This window comes from Micromonospora hortensis, assembly GCF_022230935.1.
Lineage (GTDB): Bacteria > Actinomycetota > Actinomycetes > Mycobacteriales > Micromonosporaceae > Micromonospora > Micromonospora hortensis.
The window spans coordinates 243,303-261,004 of the sequence record NZ_JAKKFE010000023.1 but is presented as its reverse complement, the minus strand read 5'-3'; the positions used below and the strand labels follow the sequence as shown (position 1 = coordinate 261,004).

The 17,702-nt window shown below is 67.6% G+C and carries 16 protein-coding genes and 1 tRNA gene; 10 read left to right on the top strand and 7 right to left on the bottom strand.

Annotation, left to right across the window (positions count from 1 at the left end; translation table 11 throughout):
* Positions 1 to 424 precede the first annotated feature (424 nt).
* On the top strand, positions 425 to 1,033 hold the full coding sequence (locus NIE111_RS17390; protein WP_238685387.1) for a helix-turn-helix transcriptional regulator: 609 nt from the start codon (positions 425 to 427) through the stop codon (positions 1,031 to 1,033).
* Between the two features lie 460 nt (positions 1,034 to 1,493).
* On the opposite strand, the gene NIE111_RS17385 is transcribed toward NIE111_RS17390, so the two are convergent.
* The 6 genes from NIE111_RS17385 to NIE111_RS17360 all read right to left on the bottom strand — a co-directional run bounded on the left by NIE111_RS17385 (position 1,494) and on the right by NIE111_RS17360 (position 6,412).
* Positions 1,494 to 1,565, bottom strand: a tRNA-Lys gene (locus tag NIE111_RS17385).
* A 74-nt stretch (positions 1,566 to 1,639) separates the two neighbouring features.
* Positions 1,640 to 2,269 (bottom strand): GNAT family N-acetyltransferase, encoded by a 630-nt coding sequence (locus tag NIE111_RS17380; RefSeq protein WP_238685386.1) that lies wholly within the window; start codon positions 2,267 to 2,269, stop codon positions 1,640 to 1,642.
* Between the two features lie 36 nt (positions 2,270 to 2,305).
* Positions 2,306 to 2,953 carry a hypothetical protein gene (locus tag NIE111_RS17375; protein WP_238685385.1) on the bottom strand — a complete coding sequence of 216 codons (648 nt, stop codon included), beginning with the start codon at positions 2,951 to 2,953 and terminating at the stop codon, positions 2,306 to 2,308.
* A 353-nt stretch (positions 2,954 to 3,306) separates the two neighbouring features.
* On the bottom strand, positions 3,307 to 3,984 hold the full coding sequence (locus tag NIE111_RS17370) for a GOLPH3/VPS74 family protein (protein WP_238685384.1): 678 nt from the start codon (positions 3,982 to 3,984) through the stop codon (positions 3,307 to 3,309).
* 11 nt (positions 3,985 to 3,995) lie between these two features.
* Positions 3,996 to 5,000, bottom strand: coding sequence for an acetamidase/formamidase family protein (locus NIE111_RS17365; protein ID WP_274531219.1), 1,005 nt, complete (start codon positions 4,998 to 5,000; stop codon positions 3,996 to 3,998).
* Between the two features lie 5 nt (positions 5,001 to 5,005).
* Complete coding sequence (locus tag NIE111_RS17360) at positions 5,006 to 6,412, bottom strand: APC family permease (RefSeq protein WP_238685382.1); 1,407 nt, start codon at positions 6,410 to 6,412, stop codon at positions 5,006 to 5,008.
* Positions 6,413 to 6,691: 279 nt separating this feature from the next.
* On the opposite strand from NIE111_RS17360, the gene NIE111_RS17355 reads away from it, so the two are divergent.
* The 9 genes from NIE111_RS17355 (at position 6,692) to NIE111_RS17315 (ending at position 16,602) form a co-directional block, all read left to right on the top strand.
* Entirely contained in the window at positions 6,692 to 7,924 is a 1,233-nt protein-coding gene (locus NIE111_RS17355; RefSeq protein ID WP_238685381.1) for a helix-turn-helix domain-containing protein, read from the top strand.
* Positions 7,925 to 7,927: 3 nt separating this feature from the next.
* A complete protein-coding gene (locus NIE111_RS17350; RefSeq protein ID WP_238685380.1) occupies positions 7,928 to 8,644 on the top strand; it encodes a creatininase family protein in 717 nt (238 codons plus the stop codon).
* Positions 8,645 to 8,919: 275 nt separating this feature from the next.
* Positions 8,920 to 9,354 carry an NUDIX hydrolase gene (locus tag NIE111_RS17345; RefSeq protein ID WP_238685379.1) on the top strand — a complete coding sequence of 145 codons (435 nt, stop codon included), beginning with the start codon at positions 8,920 to 8,922 and terminating at the stop codon, positions 9,352 to 9,354.
* A 278-nt stretch (positions 9,355 to 9,632) separates the two neighbouring features.
* Entirely contained in the window at positions 9,633 to 10,796 is a 1,164-nt protein-coding gene (locus NIE111_RS17340; RefSeq protein WP_238685378.1) for a cytochrome P450, read from the top strand.
* A gap of 91 nt (positions 10,797 to 10,887) precedes the next feature.
* Positions 10,888 to 12,231 (top strand): preATP grasp domain-containing protein, encoded by a 1,344-nt coding sequence (locus NIE111_RS17335; protein WP_238685377.1) that lies wholly within the window; start codon positions 10,888 to 10,890, stop codon positions 12,229 to 12,231.
* Positions 12,232 to 12,307: 76 nt separating this feature from the next.
* The gene (locus NIE111_RS17330) at positions 12,308 to 13,270 is read left to right on the top strand and encodes an aspartyl/asparaginyl beta-hydroxylase domain-containing protein (protein ID WP_238685376.1); all 963 of its coding nucleotides are present in this window, start codon (positions 12,308 to 12,310) and stop codon (positions 13,268 to 13,270) included.
* A gap of 55 nt (positions 13,271 to 13,325) precedes the next feature.
* A complete protein-coding gene (locus NIE111_RS17325; RefSeq protein WP_238685375.1) occupies positions 13,326 to 14,471 on the top strand; it encodes a glycine amidinotransferase in 1,146 nt (381 codons plus the stop codon).
* Complete coding sequence (locus NIE111_RS17320) at positions 14,468 to 15,775, top strand: ATP-grasp domain-containing protein (RefSeq protein WP_238685374.1); 1,308 nt, start codon at positions 14,468 to 14,470, stop codon at positions 15,773 to 15,775. The genes NIE111_RS17325 and NIE111_RS17320 overlap by 4 nt, the downstream gene beginning before the upstream one ends.
* Entirely contained in the window at positions 15,772 to 16,602 is an 831-nt protein-coding gene (locus NIE111_RS17315) for a class I SAM-dependent methyltransferase (protein ID WP_238685373.1), read from the top strand. The genes NIE111_RS17320 and NIE111_RS17315 overlap by 4 nt, the downstream gene beginning before the upstream one ends.
* Here NIE111_RS17315 and NIE111_RS17310 read toward each other — a convergent pair.
* Positions 16,559 to 17,584 (bottom strand): phosphotransferase family protein, encoded by a 1,026-nt coding sequence (locus NIE111_RS17310; RefSeq protein ID WP_238685372.1) that lies wholly within the window; start codon positions 17,582 to 17,584, stop codon positions 16,559 to 16,561. The two genes, NIE111_RS17315 and NIE111_RS17310, sit on opposite strands and share 44 nt — an antisense overlap.
* Positions 17,585 to 17,702: the final 118 nt, after the last annotated feature.

Here is a 17,702-nt window from a genome sequence, read left to right as displayed (position 1 = left end):
GGCGCAGGCCGGCCCGGTTGACGTGCACGACCTCGCCCGTAGGCTCCTGACCTGGCCGGGGCTGTCGCCGCCGGACCCAGTCACCGCGGCGCCATCCCCTCCGATTCGACGGAGCGTCGCCCGGGCCAATGGACCGGTAATTTTCATTGACCACTGTCGTCACTCCTCGATCGCATCCAAGGTGCAGAAAGGCCGCTGCGCGGAACTGATTTTCCGCCAGCGCGAATAGGATGTCCGGCACGGTCGAAAGGATGGCGACGCCTAGGTGCGCACACCTGAAGTTAGGGTGCCAGCACGCTGCGCGTCTATGACGTCTTTGATGGCGGTGAAGTGCCGTACATGGCGGTATCCTGTCGCGGCCATGCCGCGTCGGCACTGCCTTCCGGCCTCCGCTTGCGCACCGGCGAATAACGGTAGGAGCAGCTTGTCGAGTCGTCTTCGGATCGCCGTTTCCGATCCGCTTCCCATGTTCGGCCGGGGAATCGCCCAAGTAATGGGCGACACCGACCACGATGTCGAATTTCCCGGCGATCTATTTACCTGGAGCGGGTATGCAGGACCGCATCTCATTTCGCTGACCCTGCTCGGCCCGTCAGATTGGACACTGCTCGCGACGCTGCGGGACAGCCGGCCGCGAACCGCGGTGGTTGCTGTCATCGAGAACGGCGATGTGGACCGATGCGTGCGAGCGCTGACCTCCGGCGCCGTCGGCGTGATGGCGCGGGAGGCCGACGCCGGTACGGTGCGCAGCGTCCTGTCGGCAGCCGCCTCGGGCCACAGCCTCCTTCCGGCCGACGTGGTCCGGGCTCTGACGTCACCCCCCCGATCACCGCAAGCCGGACATGTCCCTACGGAGATCGAGATCTCGTGGATACGCCTGCTCGCCCAGGGCTTCACGGTCGCACGGCTGGCCGCGCACGCGGGTTACTCCGAGAGAATGATGTTTCGCGTCCTGCGCGCCATCTATGAACGATGGGGGGTCGCCAACCGCACCGAGGCAATCGTCCACGCACGCGGAAACGGCTGGATCTGAAAGCTGTCGGCGCTGGGGCGTGATCAGGCCGACTCGTAGGCCCACACCATCAGCTGGGCACGGTCGCGGCAGTGCAGCTTGGTCATCGCGCGGTTTTGCCGTGAGTCATGGCGGTGAGCGAGCTGCTCACATGCTCGCGGCGATCGCGTCGTTGCTCAGCCCTCGGGCCACCAGCTCGACACTCTCCTACTCGCGGACGGTCAGAAGGTCCCGGTCGACCGCCAGGTCGGGCGGGGCGGACGCGGTGACGAACTCGCTGATCAACGTGTGGATGACCACCGGGGACAGCAGCGCCTCGCCACGGGCGACGACAATGACGACGCGCAGCAGGTCAGCCGGGGCGACCTACTTGAGCATGTACCCGCTGGCGTCGCCGCAGCGCGGGGCTCGTGCTGAACAACAAGCAGCTGGTTCGCGCATCGCTCCATCCGGCCTGCACGGATTCACAGGTCAGCAGTTGTGGGCCGCCTGGGACTCGAACCCAGAACCTAAGGATTAAAAGTCCTCAGCTCTACCATTGAGCTAACAGCCCTCTCCGCTTCAGGCTACCCGACCACCTGCGCCCAGGTTGATGTCCGCCCCCCGGTCCAGACGAGCGATGCTGATCTACGCCCGCCGCGACTCCTGAGCGGTGATGACCGACAGCCGATCGCCGTCTGACTCGGGGTTGCGGCGCATCGGGTGAAGGGTTGGACCGTCCGGCAGGATGATCGGCGGACGGAGTATGTAGCCGTGCCGGCGGTAGAGGTCACTGGCCGAGGTGGTGCTGGCCCAGGACGCCAGGCCTACGTGGTCGAGGCGGCTGCGGTGGTGGGCGAGCATGGCGGTGCCGTAACCGGCACCTGTGCTGCTGGGCCGCACAGCGAGAAACGCCAGCTCATAGTGGGGCTCGGTGGGTCGCGCCCCGGCGAGCAACCGATCGAGAATGTCGAAGCGGCTGGTGTGCGGGCCTGCCGCGTCAGCCAGCCGCATCTGATAGTTCGCTGGCGGTGGGATGCTGCGGTATCGGTGAAAGCCGACGGTGGCGGCGGCGTCGTCGGTGAGGTGGATGTCGCCGTAGAACATGGCGTGTTCGATCCAGATGCTGAGGACGTCGGTGAGGATCCGGCGGCGTGGTCCTGGGTCGGGGATCAGCCATGTTGCGAGAGGGCTGGGTTGGAGGGCGTCGGCGATCAGTGCGGCGACGTGGTCTTTGTCCGCCCAGCGGGCGGCGCGGATGCGCGTTACAGCGTCCATGGCGAGATTTCCCCTCGATCTTGTCGGTCGCGCAGGTCAGGAACTGCCGCTGCTGCTGGCGCGGGTGTGGACGAGGAACAGGTGGTAGTCGTCGACCAGGGGGCCGGTCCGGTCGCTGCCAGGTGGCGGTGTGAGCGCGGCTCTTTCGTAGGCGAGTAGTTCGCCAGTGCTCGGGTTGAGGATCAGCAGGAAGCGGATGTCGTCGGCGGTGGCGCTGACGCCGACGCCGGTTCGGCCCGCCCGGTCGGTCACCGATCCGTGGTACGCGATTCCGGGGGTGTCGCTCAGGACGGTGAGGACCGCGGTGCGGGCGGCTTGGTTGGGAGTACGCCAGCCGAGCAGGCTGACGAGGCCGCGAATGGCGGCGGTGCGTCCGAGGAGTCGGGGCTGGGTGGCGTCGATGTGCGCGCTGAGCGCCGCCGGGTCGGCAGCGATCGGCCCGATGGGTCCATCCAGCTCACCGGGCTTGTAGGTGCTGTCGTCGGTGGGCCGCTTACCGGTGGGGTAGCGGCTGCGGATGACGCGTCCGGAGGCATCATCGGCGCGCCAACGTTGCTCTTCGAACAGCACGATCCTCGTGGTGGCGTTGTTGCCCGCGATGGTGGTGTCCGTGGCCCATTGCAGCAGGTGGACGTAGGCGAACCGGCCCGCGATGGCATCGCAGCCGGACGGCCCAACCGTCATCGCTTCCAGAGCCTGCCGCGCAGGGGCCGACTCCGGCAGATGCGTCGGCGATGGGTCGAGTTTCTGCTGTGCGCGCGCCTTGAGCTGTGCCGCGGTCAGGGCGGCGGGTGACGGACAGGGCGACGCAGCCGACCGGACCGGGTCATTGGTGGAAGGTGAGGGCGGGGATTGGGCTGGCCCGGCGGCACCCGTCCAGTTCGGGATAGCGGTGGCGGTGGCGAGGAGGCCGAGCGCGCAGACGGCGGCAGTGACCTTTACGGCTCGCCGACCCAGCGGGTGGGGCGTCTCGGTCGCGGGTCGCACGTGGGGCAGGTTGTTCACGGTCAGCTTTCTCGAGGTGAGGTGAATTGGGGCTAGCGGTAGGCGGCCGTAGCGAGGTCACCCACGGCGGCGTCCACGGCGGCGGTGATGTCGCGTACCGGCTCGCAGTGCTGCCCGGCGATGGCCTTCAAGCGAGCCGTCAGGGTGGTGATGTCGTCGTCGAGGTAGAGGTGACTGGTAAGGCCGAGATCGGCGACGAGGCCGGCGAGAGCGGCGGTGTGGTTGTCGGGTTGTTCGCGGCCAGCCGCGAGGTAGCGCAGGCGGGAACGGGCGATGACGGCCCATTTGCTGTCGGTGGCGAGGTAGGCGTCGGCGCGGATGAGGCCGCCGAGGCGCCGTCGGGTGTGGTGGCGCAGGATCCCGCCGGCGACGAGTCCGGCGCGGGTGCGGTCGTAGAGGTCGTCGGAGAACATCCGCAGCCACCCCCGCAGGGGTGGGTGGGTGTGGCGGATGGTGGCGGTCGCGGCGTCGGCGATCAGGTCCCCGACCGGGCGGTCGATGTGCGGGTGTATCCGTTGGTGGCTGGCCGGGCGGATGTCGTCGTTCGGGTCGAGGGTCACCCGCCCGGCCAGGTACAGGTCGATCAGGACCGCGCCCGCGAGCCCGAGGGCGAGGGTCTGCCGGTGCACGTGGGGGTGTCCGGTGTCGTCGTCGTGGCCGAGGAGGAACAGGTCATCGCGCAGCGGCAGGCGCGGGATCGAAGCGGTCATCGGCGCGGCTCCTACCGCAGCCCGGAGGTGAGCCGCCGCAGCCGCTCGTGTGCCCCGCCGTACGCGGGTCCCGCGGCGGGGAGCAGCGTTTTGTCGATGGCGGCGAGGACGGTGTAGTTGGGGTCGCACACGTTGCCGATCGGCGCCCGCCCCGCCTGCGACACGAGCTGATAGGCGTCCAGGGTTTCCAGGCCGGTCAGGGCGGCGGCCCAGCCGACGAGGTCGTGCTGGGCGATGCGGTAGGCATCCTCCAAAGGGCGGGCGCACCCGATCGTCAGGATGTCCCGGTCGGTCTCCAACCGCGGCCACCGTGTGGTCACGCCTTTGATGACGTCGATGGCGAGGGTGGTAGTCGTGGCGATCTCCACGCCGACGCCACAGGCCTCGCCCTCGCCCTGGCGGGCGTGCCCGTCGCCGAGGGCCAGCATCGCCCCGTGAACGTTCACACCCAGGTAGAGGGTGGTGCCGGCGCGCAGGTGCGGGGTGTCGAGGTTACCGCCGTGGGTGTCGGGCACGAGTGTGGAGCGGGCCTCGAACCCGCCGGGGGCGACACCGATCGTGCCGATCATCGGGTCCAGCGGCAGGTCCACGCTGTGATCGCTGCGGATGGCCTCGAACCGTACGGTCCCGGCCTGCCGATCGATGCCATACACCCACACCCGCTCCTCCAGCGCAGGCTGCAAAGTGGCGGTATGCGCGGTGGACGTCAGTGCCCCGAAGTGCGGGAACGTCGACGACACACCCCAGTCCCGCGCCGGGGTGATGGCGGCGAGGTGCACGGCGAGCGTGTCGCCGGGCTCGGCGTCCTCGACGAAGAACGGCCCGGACACCGGATTGAGGTACGGCATCCGGCACACCTGCGACGGCAGGTCCGCCGGCCCCCTCACGAAACCACCGAAGCAGTCCTCCGTCACGACGGTGAACACGTCACCGCCGCGCACGTGCGCCACCGCCATCCGACCGCCGAAGGTATAGGCCAACTCGTCCCGAGCCGGCCGGTAGGTGAACCTGTCCATCCCGATCACACCCGCTCCACGTGACGCGCCTGCGGCTGCGCAGGCGCCAACCCCGACAGGGCAGGGCGGCGGCCGGACAGGTACAAGCCGGCCAGAACGACCATCCCGAGGGCGAGCCAAGCCAGGCCGAGGCGCTGGGCGGCGATGTTGGCGTTGACCACCACCCACACCAAGATGGCGAAACCGACCGCGGGCATGACCAGGTGCGCCCACCAGTTCCCGCTGCGCCCCCGGATGAGGTGATGCACCACGACCGAGACGTGCAGGACCAGGAACGCCACCATCGCCCCGAAGTTGATCAGCGACGACAGCAACGTGATCCCATCCGCACGGGTCGCCATGTACAGGCCCAGCGCCAGGGACACCGCGCCGGTGAGCAGCGTCGCGTTGATCGGCACGTTGCGCCGGATCGACACCTTCGCCAGGAACGACGGCAGCTGCCGGTCCCGGGCCATCGCATACAGCAGCCGAGAGGTCGCGACCTGAGCGACCATCGAGTTCGGCAAGCCCCACGCAATCGCCGTGGCCACCGCGCACAGCGTCGCCAGCCAGCCCCCGCCGGCCACGGCGGCGGCGTCGTAGAACGCAGTCCCGTTCGGGTCACCATCGGCTAGCAGCGAGGCCGGGTCGGGGACGAGCATCGCCGCCAGCCACGTCTGCGCGACGAACAGCACCCCCGCCAGGACGAGAACCGCGGCCATCGCGCGGCCGATCTGCCGGGAGCCTCCCGTGGTCTCCTCCGCCAGCATGCTGATGCCGTCGAAGCCGAGGAAGGACAGCACTGCGATCGACACCGCACCCGCCACCACCGACCAGGTGAACGTGTCGGCGCTATAGAAGGCGGCCCAACTGAACCGGCCCCTACCCGAGGCGAGGGCCCAGCCGGCGACGGCCAGGAAGACCGCCAAGACGATCAGCTCACCGACGAGCATCACTCGGGTAACCACTGCGGTCATGCGGATGCCGACCGAGTTGACGATCGTGTTGACCGCGACGAAGCCGAGGAGCCACAGCCACACCGGCACCGCCGGGACCGTCGCGTGCATCGCCACCGACGCCACCAGGTACAACAGCCCCGGCACGAGGACGTAGTCGAGGAGGATCACCCAGCCGGCCAGGAACCCGACCGGCGGGCTGATGCCGCGGCCGGCGTAGTTGTAGACGCTGCCCGACATCGGAAACGCCTTCACCATCTGTGCGTACGAGAACGCCGTGAACACCAACGCCACCACACCGACCGCGTACGCCAGAGCCACCATCCCGCCGGAGCCGGCGTAAACACTGCCGAAGATCGCCATCGGCGCGATCGGCACCATGTACACCAAGCCGTAGGCAAGTAGATCCCGGAACCGCAGTTGGCGGCTCAACTCCTGCCGATACCCATATCGGGACAGCTCATTCTGGAGACTCATTAGACTCCTCAAATAGTCGACGCCTGGCTGCTCTCACGACTTTGCAGCTGGCCCGTCAGGAAGGGCATCTGCCCGTCGACCCGAATCGCCGCCAATAATTCGCCTGGCGCCCGGACGGGTATCTCAACAACGAGAATTGCGCACCGGGCCAGACGAGTCGATAGCGGTGATGCGGACATAGGGCGTTGTCCGCATGCAACTGTCCGCGTAACGTTCGATCACGTATGGTCAGGCCCGTCCGACTGCGGCAGCGATGGGCAACGGCATCCAGGAGTACCGGTGGCTCAGGTTCCACGACGGCTGACCCCGCATCGATCAGTGCTGGATGGGTTCGGTGCCGCGCTGCGACGGTGGCGCGAGTGCCGCGGGCTGTCTCAGCGCGCTCTAGGCAGGCTGGTGCACGTCAGTGGGGACCTCGTCGGCAAGGTGGAGAAGGCCGAACGTTGGCCGTCCGCCCGCCTCGTCGAGTCGTGCGAGGCCGCGCTGCAGACGGGTGGCGAGCTGCTCCGCTTCCTGCCAGACCTCGAACGCGAGCGTCGACTGACTGGCCTCGACCACCGCTCGGCCGACGGTAGGGATGGCCTGCTCGGGGGCGTCATGGATCATCCCGAGGATTTTGACCTGCTCCCACCCTGGCACGAGCAACTCGTCCGCCTTGCCACTGCCGGAAATCGCATCGGTTATGCGGGGATGGCGTCCACCGCCCATGCGCAGATCAGCGCCGCTGCCACCATCGGGCGGCGGAGCAGCGCAACCGACCGTCGAGACGTACTCATCGCCCAGGCACTGTGGGCCGAGTTCCTCAGCTGGATCGACGAGCAGAGCGATGCCGCCGAGGCGGACGCATGGCTGCGACGCGCCCAGCAACACGCCGTCGAGGCCAACGCGCCGGTACTGGCAAGCTACGTCCTGATGAGGCAGAGCCAACGCGCCCTCGAACGATTCGACCCGCGTAGGGCCGCTGTCCTGGCGCGGCAGGCGCTGGACGAGGTCCGGCTACCAGGCCGCATTCGCGCTCTTCTGCTGGTCCGTCAAGCCCAGGCTTACGCGATGGGAGGTGACCAGAGCGCCTGTGTAGCCAGCATCGACAAGGCGCATAGGGTCGCCGGCAGCGCCGACGGGGACTCAGAGCTGCCGGTCGATGTTGGCGCCCACTGCAACCCGGTGTACGTGGCTGCCCACGAAGCGCAGTGCCGTCTGCTGCTCGGCCAGCCGGCGGCTGCAGCCAATCTCTACGAGCAACTCCTTCAGCACTGGCCAGCTCAGTGGCGCGTCGACGAGGCCCTGTGGCGATCGGTCCTGTCCACCGCCTACGTCAACAGCGGCGACGTCGAACGCGCTGCGACCGAGGCCACCAAGGCCCTGACCCTGGCCGCTGGTACCTCCTCCGCACGGGCTCTGCGCTGGTTGAACCCCACGGCGGTGGCCCTTCGACAGCAGCCAGCCGTTCCCGAGGCGGCGGCCTTCGTGCTCGCCTACCGGCAGGCGACTCTCGAAGCGTGTAACCATTAGCCCGTGGACCTGATCACCACGGCAACGAGCACCGACGAGTCCGAGCGAGCGGCGTCCATCGCGGTCCTCCCAGTCGGGAGTTTCGAACAGCACGGCGCCCACCTGCCGCTGCTGACGGACACCATCGTGGCATGCTCGATCGCGAAGGCAGTCGCCGAGCGCTACCGTCTCTTCCTGCTTCCGCCCGTGACAATCTCCTGCTCCCACGAGCACGCCTCGTGGCGTGGAACGGTCAGTATCAGCGCCACCACCCTCGCCGCCGTGGTCGTCGACATCGCCGCCTCCCTGCATGAATCGGGCATCGATCAGCTCGCCGTGATCAACGGACACGGCGGGAATTACGCGCTTGCCAACGTCGTTCAGGAAGCCAACGTCGCCGGACGGCGGATGGCTCTGTTCCCTGCTCGGGCCGACTGGGACGACGCTCGACTGGCCGCCGGCCTGTACAGCACCGCCCACCAGGACATGCACGCTGGCGAGCTTGAGGTTTCACTGCTCCTGCATGTTGCGCCGGAGGTGGTGCGTGATGGCTTCCAGCATGCAGACCATGTAGCGGACGACCGGCGTCATTTGCTCACGCGAGGGATGGGTGGATACACCGCCAGCGGCGTCATCGGCTTGCCGTCCCACGCCACTGCGGCCAAGGGCAAGGCAGTACTCGAAGACCTTGTCCGCTCTTTCGCCGACCATTACGGCCTCCTGCCGGGGCCCAAGGCATGAGCAGGAATTGATACTGGCGGTCCGGGCACCGCGTTCCCGGATCGACTGACCGGGCGGCGTCTGCCATCGTCGCCTCGGTCGAGGCCGCCCCATGCGGACAAGGGCTGTTGTCCGCATCCGGACCGCATCGATCATGGTGCCAGCGGATGTCTAATGGTTGACCTGAGGCGCTGACGGCAGCTCCATCGTCGTTCGAGCGGGCAGATGATGCCTCGCTTCAGCGCTGTAGGGGCGCGGCCTGGTATCGAGCCCCCGACGTCGAGTGGAGGGTCGTCATGCCCGAAAAAGTCGTCACACACAAGGCGCTCTGCTACATCGTGCGGGACAGGCGGCTGCTCGTTTTCCGTCATACCGACTACAGCTACGAAGAGGTGGGCATCCAGGTACCGGGTGGCAGCATTCGCCCTGGTGAGATTCCGGAGGATGCGGCGCTGCGCGAAGCCCGCGAGGAGACCGGACTCACGGACTTCAAGGTTGTCCGCAAGCTGGGTGAGTCCGAGTACGACATCAGCCCTCTCCGGTTTGAGGTCCAGCAGCGACACATCTTCCACCTGGAGCTCACCGAGCCCACGCCACCGCGGTGGTCGAGCCAGGAAGACCACGACGGCACCCATCAGCCCACCCAATTCGAATGCTTCTGGGTGCCGTTGACGGCGGGGCACATCCTGCAATCCGGCCAGGGTGCGCTCCTGGGCCGCCTCTACGACTGACAGATCCGCCTCGGCGCTGGAAGCCGCACGATCAGGACCGGCGCTCTGATCTGCCTCACGAAGTCCACGGCGCGACCGCACGCCGCGTGCACCTGATCCCGAGCGAGGCCTCATCCCAGGTGCCCTGCGGTGAGTCGATTGTGCCGGCCAGTCAGAGGGCTTGCGAGAGGAGGTCGACCATGTCCTACGACCACTGATCTGGATAGGCGAGGCCGGGGCCGGCCTGCGCCAGCCCCGGCCCGATCTCCAACCGATCCGGACTGTCAGAAGGGTTGCCCGTGTCCCTGACCACCTACGACCCGCTGGATCCGTCGACGCTGACCGATCCGTATCCGGTTCTCGCCACTCTGCGACGGTCCACTCCGATCTTCTGGCACGAGGGCATGCGGTCCTGGGCGCTGACCCGGTACGACGACTGTGTGACCGTGCTGCGCGACCATGCGCTCTTCGCCCGCGACCCACGCCGCACCGGGGGCACCGTGCCGCAGCCAAGCCTGAGCGTGCAGACCTTGGATCCGCCGGAGCAGTCGCAGGTACGCAGCCTGTTCATGAACGCGCTTCATGCCCAGGACCTGGTCGCTGTCGAGCGGCGAGCCGGACGGGTCATGGCCGCTTGTCTCGACGAGATCGCCGGTCGCGTGGAGTTCGACGTGATGACCGAAATCGCTGCACCGTTGGCGGTAGCAGTCATCTCGGACCTTCTCGGCGTCGACCAACCCGACGTGCACTCCTTCGCCCAGACGTCGGACGCGATCATGCGGAGCATGGACGCCAGCCTGGATCCAACGACTGCCGAACCAGGCAGGATCGCCCGCCAGCAGTTGAGTGCGATGGTCGAGACCTGGTTTGCCGCCTCTGGTCGGCCCGGCGTTCTGTCCCACGTCAGGGAGCATGTTGGTCCACTGTCCGACGCTGATCTTGGTCAATATGTGCGCAACACCGCCCGAGTGATGTTCCAGGGCGGATACAGCACGATGGTCGCCGCTGTCGGCAACGCCGTGCACACCTTGATGCGGTATCCGCAAGTACTGGATCAGATGCGCGATCCGGCCGTCCTACGTACCGGTGTGGACGAGCTAGTCCGCTACGACGGGCCGGTGCAGGGCACGAGCCGAATTGCGACCTCGACCACCAAGATCGGCGATGTCACCGTACGCGCGGGCGCAACCGTACTGCTCCTCTTCGCCGCCGCCAACCACGACCCGGCGCAGTTTCCGGAGCCGGAACGTCTCCTGCTCGACCGCAGGCAGGGACGACATCTCGGCTATGGATGGGGCACCCACGCGTGCATCGGCGCGGTGCCCGCCCAGATGGCTCTGCGCGTACTGGTCAACGTACTGCTGCAGCACCCGATGCGGCTCCGGCTCGCTGGAGAACCGCTTCGTCGTCGCACCGCGACCATGCGCGTCTTCGAGTCGCTACCGGCCACCTCCCACCGCTGACGATCCACCCCTGACGGCCCGCACTCGCCGACGACGGCCCACTCGCCGGCCGGGGCCACCACCTACAGCGCCGCGCTACCTGGGAGCGAGCATGAGGATTCTCATCGGCAACCACATCGACCCCGCCATCCGAGACCGGAAGGACCTGCGCGCATGGACGCAGCGCGTCCTGTGGTTCGCCCGCGACGGCGACCTGATCGTGCTCAGCGACGAACCCGATCCGCAGTTTCTGCACTATGCGACCTCCTTCACTGATGTGGACCCGCAGACACTGCGGGTCCTGATCCCGCCGGCGGGTAGCCACGCCGGACTGCTACTCGACCCCGAGACCCTGATCAGAGACGACTTCCTCCAGACCGTCCGCGGCGCGCTCGGTGACGACGGCCCGGAGCGTGTCGACGAGGTCTTCGCGCTGTGGCCTTCGGCGTCCGTGGCCCGCTTCGCCGCCGCCTTGGGCATCCGCGCCCGCTTCGCTGGCAGCGACTTCTTCGCCCAGGGAGGCGGGGAACTGGTCAACAACAAAGCGACCTTCCGAGCTCTCGCTGCCGGCGCCGGAGTGCCGACTCCCGCGGGCGCGGTCTGTCGTAGCGGCGGCGAAGCGGTCTGCGCGACCGTATCCCTGTTGGGTGAGGCGGGCGCCGTCGTGGTGAAACAAGCGCACAACGGCGCTGGTGTCGGCAACCAGCTCCTGCTTTGTGATCCACGGCTCGCCTCCGACCACGTCGGTGCCCGTCACCTCTACCACCTTGCCGACGGTGGCAGGGAGACGGTCGAGGCGTACTGGCGTCAACGCTGGGACTGGGCCTCGGCGCATGAGCGCTTCCCCGTCGTCATTGAGGAGTTCGTCCCGGAGGCCAGGTCCATCTACTCCGAGCACTGCGCCGACAGTGAGGGGACACGACCCACCGAGTCCGGGGAACTGCTGTACGTCGGGCGGCGCCTGAGCCACCAGATCGTGCCGCTGCGCGGCGTGGACGACGGCGTCCGTTCACAGCTCTTGCGGGGCGGGGGACGGCTGGCCGACACCTACCGCGCGTTGGGCTACCGCGGCCACCTGAGCGCGGACGCGATCGTCACCGTCGATGGGCGAGTGCTGTTCACCGAGGTCAACGCACAGGTGTCCGGCTCACTGCACATCTATCAGGTCATCGCTCATCGCATCGTCGACACCGCGGCGGCCCCACGGCGGTCGGTGGTGGAGTACCACACCGCCCCGACCTGGGCCGTTTCCGACGCCGACACCTTCTTGAAGGCAGTCGACGAGCTCGGGTACGGCTATGACCCTGTCACCCGCACCGGTGTCATCGTCTCGATGCCGATCATCCCGGTCGGGGCCGAGGGCGCCCACTTCCTCTTCTGCGTCGCCTACGGCGAGGAAGCCGAGCACCAGGCGATCTGGGACGGGCTCGATTCCCGCTTTCGCGGACACGCCTGAGGCTAACCGCGGCAGTGACAGCGTCGACGCTTCCCGCCGGTACCTCGCCTGACATTCGAATTCGAGGAGGTCATCAATGCTCCCATCCGAGCGCCCCGCGCTTGCCGAGGCTGCGAGGCTCACTCCGTCCTTCGACGCCGACCGGCTCGCCTGCGAACTGGGCGATGTCACCGGCCACCGATGGCAGCACCAACGCATCCACGCGGCCGGCGGCGACATCGGCGCGGCCGCCACGATCGATTGGCGAGTCCTGCCGCTCCGAAGCCCCGGTGGCGACGCAGAACGCACCGATCCCGGCGGCCCCGGTCCGGTCGACTTCGCCCCCACCATGTGGCTACGGCGTCTGCCCTATCTACGCGAGATCCTCGCTGCGATCCCAGCCCCACTCAACGCCGTACGGTTGATGGCACTTGGCCCTGGCGCCACTTCGCGGCCACACCGAGATCCGAAGTACGCCCTTCCCCGGGGCCTCGTACGGCTGCACATCCCGCTGGTGACCCACGAGGATGCGGTGCTCGTCCTCGACGGCGTCTCGCACTGCTGGCAGCCCGGGCAGTTCTGGTACGGGGACTTCTCTCGGCAGCACCTGGTGCGCAACACCGGCCCAGTCACCCGGATACATGCAGTGATCGACGCCCTGTTCACCGCCGAGTTGGCCGCACTGTTCCCCACGGCCTGGCAGGCCGCCTTCGCCGACACAGACATTCTGTTCAACCGACCGACGCCGCCGCCGGTCCCCTGCCGGGTCACGCTTCCGCACACAGTGCATGTTCCCCGTGGCTTCACTGACTTCGAAAACGACCAGCCGCTGGACGGTCCACCACAGCTCGCACGGGTCGATGAGCTCGACGGACGGCTGACGCTCACCGCCGCCGGTCGCGTCTTCGCCCTGACGCCGGTCGGCCCGGACGAGTACCGCTTCGCCGGTTGGAGCGAACAGCGCAGCCTGCAACTCACCGCCGGCGAGACGGTGCTCTACGCGCGCCGTGGTCGGTCGCGAGAGCAGCACCGCCTGCCCGTCGCAGCCAACCTCCGATGACGGGCACGGCGCCTTCCCGACCAGCGCCCGATCCACGCACACAAGGAGGTTCATCATGAAGCTGAACAGCCACGACGACTTCACACAGCTGCGCGAGATCATCGTCGGATCCGCAGCCAACTACCTCAGTCACGACCGCGACGTCACCTTTGAGCTCTTCCACCACGACAATCTGCGGGGTTTCCGATCTGACTGGGCCTATCCCCGCCTGGCCGTGGCTGGCAATGGAGACCGAGGGCGCAGGTGGGACATAAGCCGCCGCTACACCGCGGAACTCCATGAGGACGTCGAGGGCCTAGCCGCTACCCTCGCCGGTCTCGGCGTCACGGTGCACCGGCCGCTACCGCTACCACCGGACAGCGAACCCATCGCCGGTCTGGGATGGCAGGCCGCGCCCACGCCGGCCCTGAACATCCGCGACAACACCCTCATCCTCGGTGACGAGATCATCGAGACGCCACCCGCCATCCGCTCTCGTTACCTGGAGACCCGTCTGCTGGCCCCTGTCTTCCGCCGCTACTACGAGGCTGGAGCCAGGTGGACGACGATGCCCCGGCCTACTCTCACCGATCAGTCCTTCGACCTCTCCTACGCCCAGGACAGCGCTACGACCCTGGGCGGCCCAACCGAACCGATCGCCGACGCCCGACCAAGCCCGTACGGCATCGGGCTCGAGATGATGCTGGACGGCGCCCAGGTCCTGCGCCTCGGCCGTGACCTGGTCGTCAACATCGCGCAGGACAACCACCGGATGGCAGTCGACTGGCTCGAGCGGCACCTCGACGGCCGCTACCGGATTCACCGGGTCTACCGCTTGGCCGACAATCACATCGACAGCATGCTCCTGGCGCTGAAACCCGGTGTGTTCCTCGCCCGCCACGACGGGATCCGTGACCAACTGCCCGCGCCGCTGAGGTCATGGAAGTTCATCGTCCCGCCGCAACCCGACCTCGGCGCATTCCCCGCCTACGACGACGCCGACCTGGTCCTCACCAGCCCCTACATCGATCTCAACGTCCTGTCCGTCGACCCGGACACCGTTCTGGTCAACGAAGACTGCCCAGGTCTGCTCAAGACCCTCGAGGCCAACGGCTTCAACGCCATTCCAGTACGGCACCGACACCGACGGCTGTTTGGCGGCGGGTTCCACTGCTTCACCCTCGACACCCACCGCAACGGCCGGCTTGAGGACTACCTGTGAGCAGCACCCCGCGCATCCTGCTGCTAGAGCCGGGCGGGCCCGAGTCCGGTGCCCTTATCGATGCTGCGGCAACCCGCGGCTACGGGATTCACGCCGCCATCATGCCTGACCAGCACGCCGCCTACGGTCCCGATCTGCGCCGACGCTGGTCCGGCATTCTGCAGACCGACTTCTCCCACGCCGAGCAGGCCCTGTGCGACGTCGTTGACTACGCAAGCCGGATTGGCGCGAACGCGGTACTGACGACCAACGAATACCTGACCCCGCTGCTCGCTCAGGCGAGTGCCGCACTCGGCCTGCCCGGCAACGATCCGGCCCGAGCCGACGCCGCCCGCAACAAGATCGCGATGAGTCAGGCCTTCGCCCGCCACGGCGTAAGCGCCCCGCACACCCTCGTCGTCGACGACGAGGAACAGCTCCGCAGCCGATGCAACATGGGTCAGGTCAGCTTCCCCTGTGTCATTAAGCCCAGCGAGGCCGCTGGTTCCGTCGGCGTCACGGTCGTCTGCGAGGCGGCCGCCGCCACCGGTGCCTGGCGGGCCGCCCGCACCCTGAGCGGCATGTACGGCATGTCGCTCGACCCGCGAGTCCTCGTCCAGGAACACGTCGAGGGCGCCGAGTACAGCGTCGAGTCGCTGACGCAGGACGGAACGACGGCGCACCTCTGCGTCACCCGTAAGAACGTCACTGCCGGAGCGCACCGAGTGGAGGTAGGCCACAGCCTGCCTGCAACCCTTCCACCTGCGGTAATGCAGGCCGTCTATCAGCAGGTGGAGCGCGCCATCGACGCCGTCGGCATCCGCAACGGTGCCTCACACACCGAAGTGATCCTCGGCTCGGACGGCAGGTGCGCTGTGATCGAGATCGGTGCCCGCGTCGGGGCCGGCCAGATCGGTTTCCTCATCCACCATGCCCTTGGTGTGGATCCGTGGTCGGCGCTGCTGGACGTCGCCCTCGGCCGCCCCGTCGAGCTCACCGCCACCCGTCGCCGCCATGCCGCCGTACGGTTCCTGACCAGTCCGACAGTCGGGCGTCTTCGTTCGGTCGCCGGCCTCCCCGAAGCCGGCGCCGGGATTCCGGACGTACGGCTGCGCGTCGCGGTTGGCGATGTCGTAGGACCGGCTCAGGCAAATCGCGGACGTCTCGGCTACTTCCTCGTCACGGGCGCAGACCGAGAGAGCGTCGATAACCGCGCGGAGCAACTGCTCGCCGGAATCACCATCACGATCGACCCGGAGGACGCTGACGGCGAGTCACCACATCACCAGCGCTCCCGTAACTTGGCCGGCCGAAAAACGCGATGACCATGCCCAGCAAACCAGCATCCGAGCGGGGGCACTCCGCACCGCCCCTAGCGGATGAGTTCGACGAACTGTTCCGGAGCGAGGCCCATAACGGCAAGGGCTTCGCCAGAGTGGTACGGATGGTCGACCCGGCGATGCCGTCGGAGATCGAACCGTTCTCTTTCCTCTCGGCCAACCTCCTCTTCCACATCCGACAGCAGCTCGCAATCGACGAGGGCGGGATTTTTGCCGATCTAGGATGTGGGCGCGGTGGCCCTGGCCTGTGGCTGGCCCGCACCACAGGTGCCACCCTGGTCGGCATCGACTTCTCCCCGGTCGCGACAACCTTGGCAAGGCAACGTGCCGCCACCTTCGGAATGCAGGCGAACGCCCACTTCGTGGTGGCCGACCTGAGTGCCACGGGACTTGCCGACCACGCCGTAACCTCGGCGATCTCCGTTGATGCGCTGCAGTACGCCTCCGATCGGACCGCGGCCGCTGTCGAAGCGCGGCGCATCCTCCGTCCCGGAGGACGCCTGATCCTCACCGGCTGGCATCCACGGCAAGCGGGTGACAGTCGATTACCCGAGCGGCACCGCTTCAGCGACTGGCCCGGAGCTCTCACTCATGCAGGATTCGTCGATGTGGAGTGCACCGAACGGCCTGACTGGACCGAGGTCTACCTGCGGATCTACCGAACAGCGCTGGATTTGGGCGACCCGGCCGGGGACCGCGCGCTGGAGGGTCTCCAGGCGGAGGCCCGAAGCCGCCTTCCGACCGCCCACCTGCTGCACCGGGTGCTTGTCACAGCAGCCGCCGGCTGGCCTCATCGGGGCGCGCTCCGGTGAGCTCGGCCAACACGGCTGCCAGGGCTTCGAAGGTGCCTTGGACACCGTCGGCCTTGCCGAGTCGATGACGCTCCAAGCGGATGGCACCGATGTGCCGCGCCTCGTAGATCAGCGAGCGCAACACCGCAGCCGCAGAGCGATCCGGGTGCCCGTAACTGTCCCAAAACGCGTCACGTTCGGTGCCTGGCTTCGCCGCGGCCATGCGGATCGTCCAGTCCGCAGCCGGGTCACCCCACCATGTGCGGTCCAGGTCGAGCACTCCGGTAATGGTCGGCTCGTCGGCGACGGGGTCGAGCATCACGTTGACGGTCCACAGGTCGCCCGCAAGCATTCGCGGCTCGGTGATCTCGTCGAGGACGCCGCAGTGCTGGCCTGCCACCGCAGCAACCTCACGCACGTCGGCAGCGTCCAAGCCGACGCCGTCGAGGTCGGCGGCAATGTCGTACAACGAGGCCACCACTGCCTGGCTCCACGTCGCAAACGCCGGACCTGCGACGGGACCGAAAAATGGTCCCCGCACCCCATGAACTCGGGAAGCGATTGTGCCCAACTGTCGGAAGAAGCCAGGCCAAGACGATCGGGGGTAGGCGCCGAGACGATCCGGAGCGGGAACGCCATCAAGGAACGTTTGCACCAGATAGTCTCGGGCGATCACCTCGTGAGACCAGTCCGCTGCGATGACCTGCGGCATCAGCGGCGCGAGCACGGTCAGCCAAGGCACACTGGCGAACTCGTTTCGCATCAGCTGTCGCTCGCTACGGAACTGCTTGTCCGGCTCCGGGGCGACCCGCAGCACTACCGGCCGCTCCCGCCCCGCTACGACGACCCGATAGGTGTTGTTGTACATCCCCGAGCCCAGCTCGATGGCCGACACGACGTGTGCGTCGGCACCGAAAACCCGCCGGCAGACCGCCTCGATCTCGTCGGCGGTCACCGGCTGCTGAAATGACTCGGAGTTGCGCTCGATCGGTCGGAATTCCATCACGGCATCCTTGCGCTCATGGTGAGCATGGACGGACAGCCATCAGTCTGACAGGCCAAAATCGGGTCCTCCGGGCCCCTCTGCTCAACACCCACGACCAGCCTCTTAAAGCCCAGCA